Source organism: Neorhizobium sp. SHOUNA12A (assembly GCF_023006505.1).
Classification (GTDB): domain Bacteria; phylum Pseudomonadota; class Alphaproteobacteria; order Rhizobiales; family Rhizobiaceae; genus Neorhizobium.
This window is the reverse complement of record NZ_JALBGV010000001.1, coordinates 19,813-33,595: the sequence shown is the minus strand read 5'-3', so window position 1 is coordinate 33,595 and position 13,783 is coordinate 19,813. Positions and strand designations below refer to the sequence as shown.

General features: G+C 61.0%; 12 protein-coding genes. 11 read left to right on the top strand and 1 reads right to left on the bottom strand.

Features of this window, described 5'->3' with window-relative positions:
* Positions 1–49: 49 nt before the first annotated feature.
* Entirely contained in the window at positions 50–1,759 is a 1,710-nt protein-coding gene (locus tag MOV63_RS00165; RefSeq protein ID WP_038545489.1) for a peptide ABC transporter substrate-binding protein, read from the bottom strand.
* A 335-nt stretch (positions 1,760–2,094) separates the two neighbouring features.
* On the opposite strand from MOV63_RS00165, the gene MOV63_RS00160 reads away from it, so the two are divergent.
* The 11 genes from MOV63_RS00160 (at position 2,095) to MOV63_RS00110 (ending at position 13,759) form a co-directional block, all read left to right on the top strand.
* A complete protein-coding gene (locus MOV63_RS00160) occupies positions 2,095–3,258 on the top strand; it encodes a M20 aminoacylase family protein (protein ID WP_038545486.1) in 1,164 nt (387 codons plus the stop codon).
* Positions 3,259–3,274: 16 nt separating this feature from the next.
* Entirely contained in the window at positions 3,275–5,122 is a 1,848-nt protein-coding gene (locus MOV63_RS00155) for an ABC transporter ATP-binding protein (RefSeq protein WP_247031012.1), read from the top strand.
* Between the two features lie 115 nt (positions 5,123–5,237).
* Entirely contained in the window at positions 5,238–5,456 is a 219-nt protein-coding gene (locus tag MOV63_RS00150) for a hypothetical protein (protein ID WP_247031011.1), read from the top strand.
* Positions 5,457–5,467: 11 nt separating this feature from the next.
* Complete coding sequence (locus MOV63_RS00145) at positions 5,468–6,037, top strand: Fic family protein (RefSeq protein WP_247031010.1); 570 nt, start codon at positions 5,468–5,470, stop codon at positions 6,035–6,037.
* Between the two features lie 128 nt (positions 6,038–6,165).
* A complete protein-coding gene (locus tag MOV63_RS00140; protein WP_038545477.1) occupies positions 6,166–7,119 on the top strand; it encodes a sugar-binding transcriptional regulator in 954 nt (317 codons plus the stop codon).
* Positions 7,120–7,265: 146 nt separating this feature from the next.
* Entirely contained in the window at positions 7,266–8,591 is a 1,326-nt protein-coding gene (locus MOV63_RS00135) for a sugar ABC transporter substrate-binding protein (protein ID WP_247031009.1), read from the top strand.
* Positions 8,592–8,808: 217 nt separating this feature from the next.
* Positions 8,809–9,681 (top strand): carbohydrate ABC transporter permease, encoded by an 873-nt coding sequence (locus MOV63_RS00130; RefSeq protein ID WP_247031008.1) that lies wholly within the window; start codon positions 8,809–8,811, stop codon positions 9,679–9,681.
* 9 nt (positions 9,682–9,690) lie between these two features.
* On the top strand, positions 9,691–10,515 hold the full coding sequence (locus tag MOV63_RS00125) for a carbohydrate ABC transporter permease (RefSeq protein WP_007760466.1): 825 nt from the start codon (positions 9,691–9,693) through the stop codon (positions 10,513–10,515).
* 11 nt (positions 10,516–10,526) lie between these two features.
* Positions 10,527–11,531, top strand: coding sequence for an ABC transporter ATP-binding protein (locus MOV63_RS00120; protein ID WP_247031007.1), 1,005 nt, complete (start codon positions 10,527–10,529; stop codon positions 11,529–11,531).
* A 23-nt stretch (positions 11,532–11,554) separates the two neighbouring features.
* Positions 11,555–13,036 carry a mannitol dehydrogenase family protein gene (locus MOV63_RS00115; protein ID WP_247031006.1) on the top strand — a complete coding sequence of 494 codons (1,482 nt, stop codon included), beginning with the start codon at positions 11,555–11,557 and terminating at the stop codon, positions 13,034–13,036.
* Between the two features lie 12 nt (positions 13,037–13,048).
* Positions 13,049–13,759: an HAD family hydrolase gene (locus MOV63_RS00110; RefSeq protein WP_405029282.1), complete on the top strand. Its 711-nt coding sequence runs from the start codon at positions 13,049–13,051 to the stop codon at positions 13,757–13,759.
* Positions 13,760–13,783 lie beyond the last annotated feature (24 nt).

Sequence of the window (13,783 nt, the reverse complement as noted above, 5' to 3'; positions counted from 1 at the left end):
GAAAATGCGGGCGCCGGGCCTGCCGCAAGGGCAGGCCCGGCGATCGGCATCACTTCGTGCGCGACCAGTCGGCGACGTTCCACAGCTCGCTATCCCAGGCGTTCATCTTCACGCCGGCGAGCTTGAGAGAATGCGAGGAGACGCTGCCGCGGTGGACGAGCGGGATATGCGCGCCTTCTTCGGTCAGCATGTCGTTGAGCTGCTTGGCAAGCGCTGCGCGCTTGTCGAGCTCGGCGGTCTTCGAAAGTTCGCCGAGCAGCTTGTCATAGGCTGGGTTGCAGTAACGCGGAATGTTCTGGCCCTGCCAACCGTTCGCCGGGCCGGGAACCTTGTCGCACAGCCATTCTGCGAGATACTTTTCCGGATCGGTGCCGTCGAAGTTGTTGGTGTACATTTCGACGTCGGCATAGAACTTCTGGAAGGTGTCCGGGCTTGCCGGATCGCCGCCGAAGAAGACCGAGGCGCTGGCGTTGCGCAGTTCGGCGCCGACGCCAATCTGCGACCACATGTCCTTCACCAGTTCCTGGGTCGCCTGGCGAACCGAGTTGGTGGAGGTCGCATAGAGGTAGGAGAGCTTCACGCCGTTCTTGGCGCGGATGCCATCCGGGCCTTTCTTCCAGCCGGCATCGTCGAGCAGCTTGTTGGCGGCCACAAGATCCTGCTTCAGGCACCAGTTATCGTTCTTGGTGGAAGCGACGGCGGCCGGTGCGGGAACGATGTTGCAGGTCGCCTTGCCGGCTGCGCCGTATCCTGCCTCGACGATGATGCTGCGGTCGATGGCGAGCGAAAGCGCGCGGCGGACTGCCGGGTCGGAGAGCGAAGGATGCGGGCCGGCTTCCTTGGTGGAACGTTTTGCGCCAAGCGACGGATCGGCATTGTAATGGTTGAGATTGATACGTTCGACCTGGGTGCCGAATGCCGTTTCCAGCTTGCCTTTGCCGGCAGCGACCATCTTGGCGAGGATTTCCGGCTCTACCTGCATGTTCCAGGCATAATCGTATTCGCCGGTTTCGAGAACGGCGCGCGCCGCCGACGCAGCGTCGCCACCGCCCTTGAGGGTCACGGTTGCGAAGGCAGGCTTTGCCGCATCGCGGTAATTGGTGTTGGCGGTCAGCGTGATGACGTCGTTCGGCTTGAATTCCTTGACGACGAACGGACCGGTGCCGATCGGGCCGAAGTTGGCCGAGGTGCAGCCCGGGGCCTTGGCGCCGACGCAGTTTTCGAATTGCTTCTTCTGGATGACCGGCGACTGGGCGCCGACGAAAGCGCTGTAGGGATAGGGCTTCGGTTCGGTAAAGGTGATCTTGACCGTCTGCGGATCGGGAGCCTCGACGCTCTTGACGCCCTCGTACTGGGCGGCCTGGGCGCAACCGCCGTCCGGCGCGATGCAATATTTCCAGGTGAAGATGACGTCGTCAGCCGTAAAAGGCGTGCCGTCCGACCATTTGACGCCTGGCTTGATCTTCCAGGTCATGCTGAGCAGGTCCTTGGCGACGCCGCCGTTCTCGACGGTCGGGATCTCGGTGACCAGCATCGGCACGAGACTACCCTTCTCGTCGTAGCGGGCGAGCGGCTCGATGACCATCGAGGACGCGTAGACTTCCTTGGTGCCGCCGGAGAGGTAGGGGTTCATCGTCGAAACGGCCTGCCAGAACAGGATCTTCAGATCCCCGTCCGTGCCCCGTTCGGCATGCGCGGCGGCGCCGGCGAAGGTGAGGGCGGCAACTGTGCCGGCCAAAAGAAGTTTGAGGTTTTTCATGCTGCTATTCCCCTTGTCGTTCTCTTATGAGTTGTGGTTGGGCCTGCCGGTCGAGCCGGCTTTTTGTGCCTCGGGACTGCGAAGTCGCCTTCCTCAACTTATTGACTTCGCAGCGTATTTCCTGTCGGTTCCTCCTCCGAAACTACCTTAAGAACAAGTTACATCCTGCCGCTTTTGGCGAGCATGATCAAATTTTGAGCCATCTAAGCATAGGCCTATTTTCCGTTCAAGCCGGAAAATTGAAGCTTGCAAAATCGTGTCTTCGCGTCGCAATATCCGCCCGACATCCACCCTTGGCAGAGTGGAAATATGAAAAAAACAACGGGGTTATCACTATGCCGGTCATCAATCGCGTCGCCGAAATGCAGGATCAGGTCGCTGAATGGCGGCGCCATCTGCACGAGAATCCTGAGCTGCTCTACGACGTCCACGAGACCTCGAGATTCGTCGCGGAAAAGCTGCGGGCCTTCGGCTGTGACATCGTCGAGACCGGCATCGGCAGGACCGGTGTCGTCGCAATCATCAAGGGCAGCCAGGGCGATGGTCCGGTCATCGGTTTCCGCGCCGACATGGATGCGCTGCCGATCCTCGAGACCTCCGGCAAGCCCTGGGCTTCCAAGACGCCCGGCAAGGCGCATTCCTGCGGCCATGACGGCCACACCGCCATGCTGCTGGGTGCTGCGCAATATCTTGCCGAGACGCGCAATTTCAAGGGTTCGGTCGCGGTGATCTTCCAGCCGGCGGAGGAGGGCGGCGCGGGCGCACTGGCGATGATCAACGACGGCATGATGGAGAAGTTCGGCATCAAGGAAGTCTACGGCATGCATAACGAGCCGCGGCTTCCGGTCGGCAGTTTCTCCACCCGCAAGGGCGGCATCATGGCGGCGGCCGACACGTTCGAAATCACCGTCCACGGCCGCGGCAGCCATGCCGCGCAGCCGCACAATTCGATCGATCCGATCCTGGTGTCCTCACATATCGTGCTGGCGCTGCAGTCGATCGTCTCGCGCGAGACCGACCCCCTGAAGTCGCTGGTCGTCACCGTGGCCTCGATCCACGGCGGCGAGGCGAGCAACGTTATTCCCGCCTATGTCAAGATGACCGGGACGGTGCGCACGCTGCTGCCGGAAACTCGCGATTTTGCCGAGAAGCGCTTGAGCGAAGTGGCTCAATCAACCGCGATCGCCCATGGCGCGACGGCTGATGTCATGTATCGCCGCGGTTATCCCGTCACCTTCAACCACGACAACGAGACGGATTTTGCCATCGAGATCGCGGCCAAGGTCGCCGGTCCCAAGTCGGTGCTGACCGGCATGGCGCCGCATATGGGCGCGGAGGATTTTTCCTACATGCTGGAGAAGCGCCCCGGCGCCTTCATCTTCATCGGCAACGGCGATACCGCCAACCTCCACAATGCTGCTTATGACTTCAACGACGAGGCTATTCCTTTTGGCGTCAGCTACTGGATCACGCTCGCCGAAACCGCGCTCGCCGCCTGATCCGAAGGAGATTTCCATGCTGCTTTCCGGCACTTCCATGGAACAGGGCGGTGGTTCGGTGACCCCGGTCCTGTCTGTCCGCAATCTTTCCACCTCGTTCCGGGTGAACGACGAATGGCGCACGGTGGTGCGCAACATCTCGTTCGACGTGGCGCCGCGCGAGACGGTGGCGATCGTCGGCGAATCGGGCTCGGGCAAGAGCGTCACTTCGCTGTCCATCATGCGGCTGCTGCCGAAGAATTCGAGCAGGATCGAAGGCCAGGTTTTCCTCAACGGCCGCGAATTGCTGTCGCTGCAGGAGGAGCAGATGCGCCGCGTGCGCGGCAAAGACATCTCGATGATTTTCCAGGAGCCGATGACCTCGCTCAACCCAATTTTTCCAATTGGCAAGCAGATCGCCGAGGCGCTGACGGTTCATACCGACATCAGCAATGCCGATGCGAAGAAGGAAGTCATCCGCCTGCTCGAAAAGGTGCGCATCCCCAACGCCTTGTCGCGTTTCGACGAATATCCGCACCAGTTTTCCGGCGGCATGCGCCAGCGCGTTATGATCGCCATGGCACTGGCGGCGAGACCTAAGTTGCTGATCGCCGACGAACCGACCACCGCGCTCGACGTCACCATCCAGGGCCAGATCCTCGACCTCATCAAGGTGCTGCAGGAAGAGGAGGGCATGTCGGTCCTCTTCATTACCCATGACATGGGCGTGGTGGCCGAAGTCGCCGACCGCACCATCGTCATGTATCGCGGCGATGCGGTGGAGACGGGCGAGACCAGTGACATCTTCCACCGCGGCCAGCATCCTTATACCCGCGCGCTGCTGTCCGCCGTGCCGCGTCTAGGCTCGATGGGCGAGCGCAAGCTGCCGCTGCGCTTCCCGATCGTCGATATCAAGACAGGCGAACAGATGCTGCTTGCCGACGTCACCGACACGGTAGGCAAGGGCAAGACGCCGATCCTCGACGTCAAGGACCTGACCACCCGGTTCGACATCCATTCCGGCCTGTTCGGCCGCAAGTCCGGCGCGGTCCATGCGGTCGAAAAGGTCTCCTTCGATCTGTTCCCGGGCGAGACCCTGTCGCTCGTTGGCGAATCGGGTTGCGGCAAGTCGACCACCGGCCGTTCCGTCACCCGTCTGATCACGCCGACCAGCGGCGAGGTCACTCTCGATGGTTATGAGGTCATGAAGCTCGATCAGCCGACGCTGCGCCAGATGCGCCGGTCGATCCAGATGGTTTTCCAGGACCCGTTCGCCTCATTGAACCCGCGCATGAGCGTCGGTTCGGCTGTCATGGAGCCCTATGTCGAGCACAGCCTCGGCACCAAGCAACAGGCCCGCGACAAGGCGGCGAGCCTGATGGAGAAGGTCGGCCTTTCCGCCGATATGATGAAGCGTTTCCCGCACGAGTTTTCCGGCGGCCAGCGCCAGCGCATCGCGATCGCCCGCGCCCTGATGCTCGACCCGAAGATCATCGTCGCGGACGAGGCGGTTTCAGCTCTCGACGTGTCGATCAAGGCGCAGGTCTGCAACCTGCTCCTCGACCTGCAGCAGAGCCTCAATCTAGCATTCCTGTTCATCAGCCACGACATGGCGGTGGTGGAGCGTGTCAGCCATCGGGTCGCTGTGATGTATCTCGGCGAGATCGTTGAGATCGGCCCGCGGGCGGCAGTGTTCGAGAACCCGCAGCATCCTTATACGCGGAAGCTTATGTCCGCCGTGCCGATTCCGGATCCGTCCCGCCGGCGGATCAAGCGCAACATGTCGACCGACGAGATCAAGAGCCCGATCCGCCCGGTCAACTACGTGCCGCCAAAGCGGGAGTACCGCGAGGTGAGTGCGGGGCACGTGGTGCAGGTGGCGTGAGGGTTTTCAACCCTGTGATTGATCGCTGAGTTTGCCGGTCGCCCGGATTTCTGGTATCTTTATGGTGTCAGAAATCCGGGCGGTTTGCCGTCTTGATATGAGGATACTTTCTCACATGAGCGACAAGGACACGATCCGGCAACGCACGCTTGAAGCGGCGCACCTCCAAATGATCGAGGGCAATCCCCTCGATGCGGACGACATTGCCATGTTCGAAATGTTCGACCGTGAAGGGTTTTCGACGGAGGAGCAGTTGGCCTATGTTCGCGAAGACCTGAAAAAGCGAATGCAGCAAAAGAAAGAGTTGATTGTTTCCGCTGTCGCCAGACGATAGCCGCTGCCTAGATGAGCGACGATCCGTACGTCTATCCAGGTACGAAAATCTTACGAAACAAGCTGGATATCAGAGATCCCGCTGAACTGGATTTTGCCGAGCGTCGGTTCTCGACCATTCGTGTCCGGCAAGGCATTCCACGAGGCGACTTCGATCTCAAGCACCTGAAGGCGATCCACCGCCATCTCTTCCAGGATATCTATGAATGGGCGGGACAGATCCGCACCGTCGAGATTTCCAAAGGCGAAAGCCAATTCCAGTTCCGGCAATATATCGAAACCGGAATGGCAGATGTTCACCGCCGCATCGCGATGTCCGATTTTCTGCAAAATCTGGAGCGATCGGTGTTCGCGGCGGAGGTAGCCCGGATCATCGGTGATGTGAACTACGTCCATCCTTTTCGCGAGGGGAACGGCCGCACCCAGCTGCAATATCTGAAACTGCTTTCGGAGCGGGCAGGCCATTCGCTTGACCTGACGAAGATCGATGTGGTGGGATGGCTGGAGGCGTCGAAGGAGGCTCACCGCGCTCGATACGATCTCATGGGGCAGGTGATAGACGATGCGCTACGCATGACGTGAGGGGGGCGGCGGTCACAAGGGTCCCCTTGGGTTATACCGTAAAGGCTGCATCGCTCCGCCCCGTTCTTCCGGCCGTTTGACAGACCATCCGAAACCATGGCAGCAACAGGTGGAGGAGAATTTCTGCCATGGCAAAACGGTCTGATACGCAAGGGCGGCTCGACGATGCGGCGCGGGCCGGCTGGCTCTATTATGTCGCGGGGCGGACCCAGGACGAGATCGCCGCGGCCATGAGCATTTCGCGGCAGTCGGCGCAGCGGCTGGTGTCGCTCGCGGTTGCCGAACGGCTGATCAAGGTGCGCCTCGACCACCCGATCGCCGCCTGCCTGGAACTCGCCGAGGCGTTGCGCAAGAAATACGATCTCAAACATGTCGAAGTGGTGCCGAGCGATCCGGCAGGGAGTTCCAGCACCGTCGGGATCGCCGAAGCCGGCGCCGCCGAGATCGAGCGCTGGCTGAAGCGCCCGGACCCGATCGTCATCGCGGTCGGCACGGGGCGGACGCTGAAGGCTGCCGTCGACCAGCTGCCGCCGATGGAGTGCCCGCAGCACCGTATCGTGTCGCTGACCGGCAATATCGGGCCGGACGGATCGGCCGCCTTCTATAACGTCATCTTCTCGATGGCGGACGCGATCAAGGCGCGGCATTTTCCTATGCCGCTGCCGGTTCTCTGTTCCTCGGCCGAAGAGCGCGAAACCCTGCACGACCAGGCGCTGGTGCGCTCGACGCTCGAACTCGGCGCGCAGGCGGACGTTACCTTCGTCGGCATCGGCGAACTCGGGCCGGACGGCCCGCTCTGCGTCGACGGCTTCCTCGGCAAGGAGGAAATGCAAAAGCTCGTTCGAGAAGGTGCTGCCGGCGAGATTTGCGGCTGGGTCTATGACAACCAGGGCAAGCTTCTCGCCAATTCCATCAACGACCGCGTCGCCAGTGTGCCGATCCCTTCGCGGGAGACCTCCTCCGTCATCGGACTGGCGCTGGGGCGCAAGAAGTTTCAAGCGATTTCCGCTGCGCTCAAGGGCAATATCATCAACGGTGTGATCACCGACGAGGCGACTGCGGAGCAATTGCTCGGTCGCTGAGCAAAAATTATCCGTAACCAGATCAACGACATGACCTATGTCTGCTGCGCTGCAGCGACGAATGGCGATTGACTTTTTACGCCGTTTAACGAGTAATTGCCCATGAGCAAAGCGAATGCTCGTTACTCATCTTCTGGGAGGAAGATATGACATTGAAGACGATTTTGCTGGGCGCCTGCTCGGCGCTGGCGCTTGCCGGCCTTTTCTCCACTGCGGCTTCGGCTGAAACCCTCACCATCGCGACGGTCAACAACGGCGACATGGTCCGCATGCAGGGCTTGACTTCCGAGTTCACCAAGGCGAACCCGGATATCCAGATCAACTGGGTCACGCTTGAAGAAAACGTGCTGCGCGAGCGTGTCACCACTGACATCGCCACCAAGGGCGGCCAGTACGACATCCTGACGATCGGCAATTACGAAGTTCCGATCTGGGCGAAACAGGGCTGGCTGCTCGAGCTGAACAAACTCGGCGACAAATATGACGCCAACGACATCCTGCCGGCGATCAAGGGCGGTCTGACCGTCAACGGCAAACTCTATGCGGCGCCGTTCTACGGCGAGTCGGCGATGATCATGTATCGCAAGGACCTGTTCGAGAAGGCCGGCCTCAAGATGCCGGAAAACCCGACCTGGGAATTCATCGGCGATGCGGCTCGCAAGATCACCGACCGCAAGACCGACGTGAACGGTATCTGCCTGCGCGGCAAGGCCGGCTGGGGCGAGAACATGGCGTTCATCACGGCGCTCACCAATTCGTTTGGCGGCCGTTGGTTCGATGAAAAGTGGAACCCGCAGTTTGACCAGCCGGAATGGAAGGCTGCCTTGCAGTTCTATGTGGACCTGATGAAGGATGCCGGCCCGTCCGGCGCTTCCTCGAACGGCTTCAACGAAAACCTGACGCTGTTCCAGCAGGGCAAATGCGGCATGTGGATGGACGCCACGGTGGCCGCCTCCTTCGTCTCCAACCCGAAGGATTCCAAGGTTGCCGACAAGGTGGGTTACGCCCTCTTCCCGGTGAAGGGCGAGATGAAGAACCATGGCAACTGGCTGTGGTCGTGGAACCTCGCGGTCCCGAACTCTTCGAAGAAGGCTGACTCGGCGCAGAAGTTCATCTCCTGGGCAACCAGCAAGGAATACACCCAGCTCGTCGCCTCCAAGGAAGGCTGGGCCAACGTTCCTCCGGGCACCCGCACCTCGCTCTACAACAATGCGGACTATCAGAAGGCCGCCGCCTTTGCAGCCCCGACCCTTGCTGCGATGGGCGCTGCCGACATCACCAAGCCGACCGTCAAGCCGGTGCCCTATACCGGCGGCCAGTTCGTGGCGATCCCTGAATTCCAGGCGATCGGCACGAATGTCGGCCAGTTGTTCTCGGCAGTCGTCGCCGGCCAGTCCACGGTCGCCGATGCGCTTGCCCAGGCCCAGACGGCTACGACGCGCGAAATGAAGCGCGCCGGTTATCCGAAGTAAGCTCCAGAGCCACGGCTGTCCGGCATCCTGCGCCGGACAGCCGGATCTTGGCCTGGATCATCCGCCTTGAAGATTTGAGGTGGGCCGGTGATCAGGCGAGGCAATCCGGTAACAACCAGATAACAACAAAAAGCTGCATCCTGCGTCCGTCTCCTTCCCCAAAAGAAAAAGGCGCGGGATAACTGGAACGACTACGTTCCATGGGAGGGCGTCTGATATGGCAACGCAAAATACCAAGACGTTGGCGCGCCTGATGATGGCGCCCTCCGTTCTGCTTCTTCTCATCTGGATGATCGTGCCACTGGCGATGACGCTGTGGTTCTCGTTCCAGAACTACAATCTGCTCGATCCGTCCAATGTCAGCTTCACGGGTCTGTTCAACTATCAGTTCTTTTATACCGACCCCGCCTTCTTCCAGTCGATCTGGAACACGCTGGTCATCGTCGGCGGAGTGCTGCTGATCACCGTCATCGGCGGCATCGCCATCGCGCTGCTTCTCGACCAGCCCATCTTCGGGCAGGGCATCGTCCGCATCCTGATCATCTCGCCTTTCTTCGTCATGCCGCCGGTTGCGGCGCTGGTGTGGAAGAACATGATCATGAACCCGAGCTACGGCGTATTTGCCGATATATCGAGGTTCTTCGGCCTTCGCCCGGTCGACTGGTTCGCGCAATATCCGCTGTTTTCGATCGTCGTCATCGTCGCCTGGCAGTGGCTGCCGTTCGCAACACTCATTCTGCTGACCGCGCTGCAGTCACTCGACGGGGAGCAGAAGGAAGCGGCGGAGATGGACGGCGCCAACTTCCTCAACCGCTTTATCTACCTGGTGGTGCCGCATCTCGCGCGGTCGATTACGGTCGTCATCCTCATCCAGACGATCTTCCTGCTCGGCGTCTATGCGGAAATCCTGGTCACCACCAATGGCGGCCCCGGTTACGCCTCCACCAACCTCGCCTTCCTGATCTACCGCACGGCGCTCCTCGGCTACGACGTCGGCGGCGCCTCGGCAGGCGGCATTATCGCAGTCGTGCTCGCCAATATCGTCGCCTTCTTCCTGATGCGCGCCGTCGGCAAGAACCTGGACCGGTAGGAGAAGATCATGGCACGCAACGTTACGACAAGACACAAGATCACCGCCACGGTCGCCGCCTGGATCGTCGCGCTGATCATCTTCTTCCCGATCCTTTATACGATCATCACCAGCATCAAGACCGAGCCGGAAGCGATCGCGGGTTTCAGCCTGTGGCCCTCCGGCACGTTCGAGAACTACATTACCGTCCAGACCCAGCGCGATTACCTGAAGCCGTTCATGAATTCGGTGATCCTGTCGGTCGGCTCGACGATCCTGGCGCTGATCATCGCGATCCCGTCCGCCTGGGCCATGGCATTCTCGCCGACCAAGCGGACCAAGGACATCCTGATGTGGATGCTGTCCACCAAGATGATGCCGGCGGTCGCAGTCCTGGTGCCGATCTATCTTCTGTTCCGTGATTTCGGCCTGCTCGACAGCCGCATCGGCCTGACCGTGATGCTGACGCTGATCAACCTGCCGATCGTGGTGTGGATGCTTTATACCTACTTCCGCGAAATCCCCGGCGAGATTCTGGAAGCGTCGCGGATGGACGGAGCGGGGCTCTGGCAGGAGATCGTCTACGTGCTGACGCCGATGGCGGTGCCGGGCATCGCCTCGACGCTGCTCCTCAACATCATCCTCGCCTGGAACGAGTCGTTCTGGACGATCCGGCTGTCGACCACCAATGCGGCGCCGCTGACGGCCTTCATCGCCTCGTTCTCCAGTCCGCAAGGCCTGTTCTGGGCAAAACTCTCGGCCGCATCGACCATGGCGATCGCGCCGATCCTCATCCTCGGATGGTTCTCACAGAAACAACTCGTTCGCGGCCTCACTTTTGGCGCGGTTAAGTAAGGAAAACGGACATGGGCAGCATCACGCTCCAAAAAGTGTCGAAAGTGTTCGGCGAGGCCAAGGTCATTCCGTCGATCGATCTCGAAATCAATGACGGTGAATTCGTCGTCTTCGTCGGCCCCTCGGGTTGCGGCAAATCCACCCTGCTGCGCCTGATCGCCGGCCTGGAAGACGTGTCCGGTGGCCAAATCCTGATCGACGGCAAGGACGTCACCCAGGCAGCCCCCGCGGAGCGCGGCCTTGCCATGGTGTTCCAGTCCTACGCGCTCTATCCGCATATGAGCGTGCGCAACAACATCGCCTTTCCGCTGAAGATGGCGAAGATGGAGAAATCCGCGATCGACAAGAAGGTGACGGATGCGGCTCGCGTGCTGAACCTCACCGACTATCTGGAACGTCGTCCCTCGCAGCTTTCCGGTGGCCAGCGCCAGCGCGTCGCGATCGGCCGGGCGATCGTGCGCGAACCCTCGGCCTTCCTGTTCGACGAGCCGCTTTCCAACCTCGACGCTGCGCTGCGCGGCACGATGCGTCTGGAGATCAGCGACCTGCACCACCAGCTCAAGACGACGATGGTCTACGTCACCCACGACCAGGTGGAAGCGATGACGATGGCCGACAAGATCGTGGTGCTGAACCGCGGCAATATCGAGCAGGTCGGTTCGCCGCTCGAACTCTACAAGAGCCCGCGCAACCTGTTCGTCGCCGGCTTCATCGGTTCGCCGCATATGAATTTCGTCGACGGCGCCTATGCGCAGTCGAAGAATGCCAAGACCGCCGGCATCCGGCCGGAACACTTGAACCTTTCGAAGGACAGCGGCATCTGGCGCGGCACCGTGAAGGTCGCCGAACATCTCGGCGCCGACACGTTCCTGCATCTCGATGTCGAGGGTATCGGCCAGATCACCGCGCGCTGCGACGGGGAGTTCGGCGCCTATCACGGTGACACGGTCTACATGACGCCCGATGAGGCCAAGCTCCATCGGTTCGACGACAAGGGCCTCGCCCTGAAGGCCTGACGGGCCATATCGGAGTAAAGACAATGACTGTGAAGCTTTCGCTGGCGAGCTTGAGTGACGCTGCGGCCACCGCCGCCGTGCCGGCCTATGATCCGAAGAACCTGACTGCCGGCATCTTGCATTTCGGCGTCGGCAATTTCCATCGCGCCCACCAGGCGATCTATCTCGATGACCTGTTCAACACCGGCAAGGCGCATGACTGGGCAATCATCGGCGCCGGCGTGATGCCATCCGATGGCGCCATGCGTGACAAGCTGAAGGCCCAGGATTTTCTGACCACCGTCGTCGAGCAGGATAATAACAGGACCGCCGCCCGCGTGACCGCGCCGATGATCGACATCATCGCTCCTGGCGACGTCGCGACCGTGATCGAGACACTGGCAGACCCGAAAATCCGTATCGTTTCCATGACGATCACCGAAGGCGGCTATTTCATCGACGCTTCCGGCCGGTTCAACCCCGCCCACCCGGCGATTGCCGAGGACGGTCGGAACCCTTCGAGCCCGAAGACCGTCTTCGGCCTGATCCTCGCCGGCCTCAAGGAGCGCAAGGCGCGCGGGATCGCCCCATTCACCATCATGTCCTGCGACAACATTCCCGGAAACGGCGAGGTGACGGAGAACGCCGTCATCGGTCTTGCCAAGCTTTCCGACCCGGGCTTCGCCCACTGGATCCACGAGAACGTCGCGTTTCCGAGTTCGATGGTCGACCGCATCACGCCGGCGACGGGTAGCCGCGAAATCGATATCCTCAAAAACGATTTCGGCATCGACGACAACTGGCCGGTGTTCTGCGAGGAATTCAAGCAGTGGGTGATGGAGGACAAGTTCCCCGCGGGCCGGCCTCGGCTGGAAGAAGTCGGCGTCCAGTTCGTGCCCGACGTAGCGCCCTATGAGCTGATGAAGCTGCGCATCCTCAACGGCGGCCATGCGGCGATCGCCTATCCGGCCGCCCTTCTCGACATCCATTTCGTGCATGAGGCGATGGAGCACCAGCTGATCCGCGGCTTTCTCGAAAAATTGGAGAAGGACGAGATCATTCCGGTCATCCCGCCGGTGCCGGATACCAACCTCGTCGACTACTACAAGCTGATCGAGCGGCGGTTCTCCAACCCGAAGATCGGCGACACGATCCCGCGGCTGGCGCAGGACGGTTCCAACCGCCAGCCGAAATTCATCCTGCCGTCCACTGCCGACCGGCTTGCCAAGGGACAGGACATCATCGGCCTGTCGCTGGTCTCGGCACTGTGGTGCCGCTATTTCGCCGGCACGTCCGACAGCGGCAAGGAAATCGTCTTCAACGACACCAGCGCCGACCGCCTGAACGCCGCCGCGCTGAAAGCCAAGGATAACCCGGATGCCTTCCTTGCGCTTGGCGACATTTTTGGTGACGTTGCGAAATCCGAGTTGTTCCGCACCCGCTTTGCGCATGCGCTGAAGATGCTCTGGGAGCAAGGGACGGCAAGGACGCTGGAACTCTATCTTGGCGGCAAGCTGGTCAAATAGCGGGGAATGGACGTGCAACAGGCGGCGGGCCCACTGGTGATCTTCGATTGCGACGGGGTTCTCGTCGACAGCGAGCCGGTTTCTGTGCGCGTGCTGGTCGATGCGCTGCGCCGCAAGGGCGTCGAGATGGATGCGGCGGAGGCCTATCGCCGCTTCCTCGGCCGCAGCCTCGGCACCGTCACGAAAACGATGCGCGAGGAATTCGGCGTCGAGGCCGACGATACGTTTCTCGAAGACATGCGCCGCGATCTCTATGCCCGGTTCCGCGCCGAACTGCAGCCGATGCCTGGCATAACCGAAGCGTTGGATGCCTTGAATTTCCGCCGTTGCGTCGCCTCGTCCAGCCAGCCGGAGCGCATCCGCCTGTCGTTGACGCTGACCGGCCTGATCGACAAGCTGGAGCCGAACATCTTTTCCGCCACGATGGTGGAAAAGGGCAAGCCGGCGCCGGATCTCTTCCTGCATGCGGCGAGCGAAATGGGGGCCGATCCAAAAGACTGTATCGTCATCGAAGACAGCCCCGCCGGCATCGAGGCGGGCCACAGCGCGGGCATGTCGGTCTTTGCCTTCGTTGGCGGTTCGCATGCCTCGGTTCCCGGTTACCGGGAGCGGATCGATGTGCTTTTACCGGAAGTCGTGTTTGACGCGATGCCGGATTTGATCCACCTTGTCCAAAAACATATAGAGGGTCGCAACGGCTCCGTTTCTTCGACCACGCTTTAGCGCGATCCTTGAAACTGCCGGGCG

Coding starts and splice junctions, on each gene's coding strand:
- MOV63_RS00165 (WP_038545489.1), bottom strand. CDS start 1,759: ATGAAAAACCTCAAACTTCTTTTGGCCGGCACAGTTGCCGCCCTCACC.
- MOV63_RS00160 (WP_038545486.1), top strand. CDS start 2,095: ATGCCGGTCATCAATCGCGTCGCCGAAATGCAGGATCAGGTCGCTGAA.
- MOV63_RS00155 (WP_247031012.1), top strand. CDS start 3,275: ATGCTGCTTTCCGGCACTTCCATGGAACAGGGCGGTGGTTCGGTGACC.
- MOV63_RS00150 (WP_247031011.1), top strand. CDS start 5,238: ATGAGCGACAAGGACACGATCCGGCAACGCACGCTTGAAGCGGCGCAC.
- MOV63_RS00145 (WP_247031010.1), top strand. CDS start 5,468: ATGAGCGACGATCCGTACGTCTATCCAGGTACGAAAATCTTACGAAAC.
- MOV63_RS00140 (WP_038545477.1), top strand. CDS start 6,166: ATGGCAAAACGGTCTGATACGCAAGGGCGGCTCGACGATGCGGCGCGG.
- MOV63_RS00135 (WP_247031009.1), top strand. CDS start 7,266: ATGACATTGAAGACGATTTTGCTGGGCGCCTGCTCGGCGCTGGCGCTT.
- MOV63_RS00130 (WP_247031008.1), top strand. CDS start 8,809: ATGGCAACGCAAAATACCAAGACGTTGGCGCGCCTGATGATGGCGCCC.
- MOV63_RS00125 (WP_007760466.1), top strand. CDS start 9,691: ATGGCACGCAACGTTACGACAAGACACAAGATCACCGCCACGGTCGCC.
- MOV63_RS00120 (WP_247031007.1), top strand. CDS start 10,527: ATGGGCAGCATCACGCTCCAAAAAGTGTCGAAAGTGTTCGGCGAGGCC.
- MOV63_RS00115 (WP_247031006.1), top strand. CDS start 11,555: ATGACTGTGAAGCTTTCGCTGGCGAGCTTGAGTGACGCTGCGGCCACC.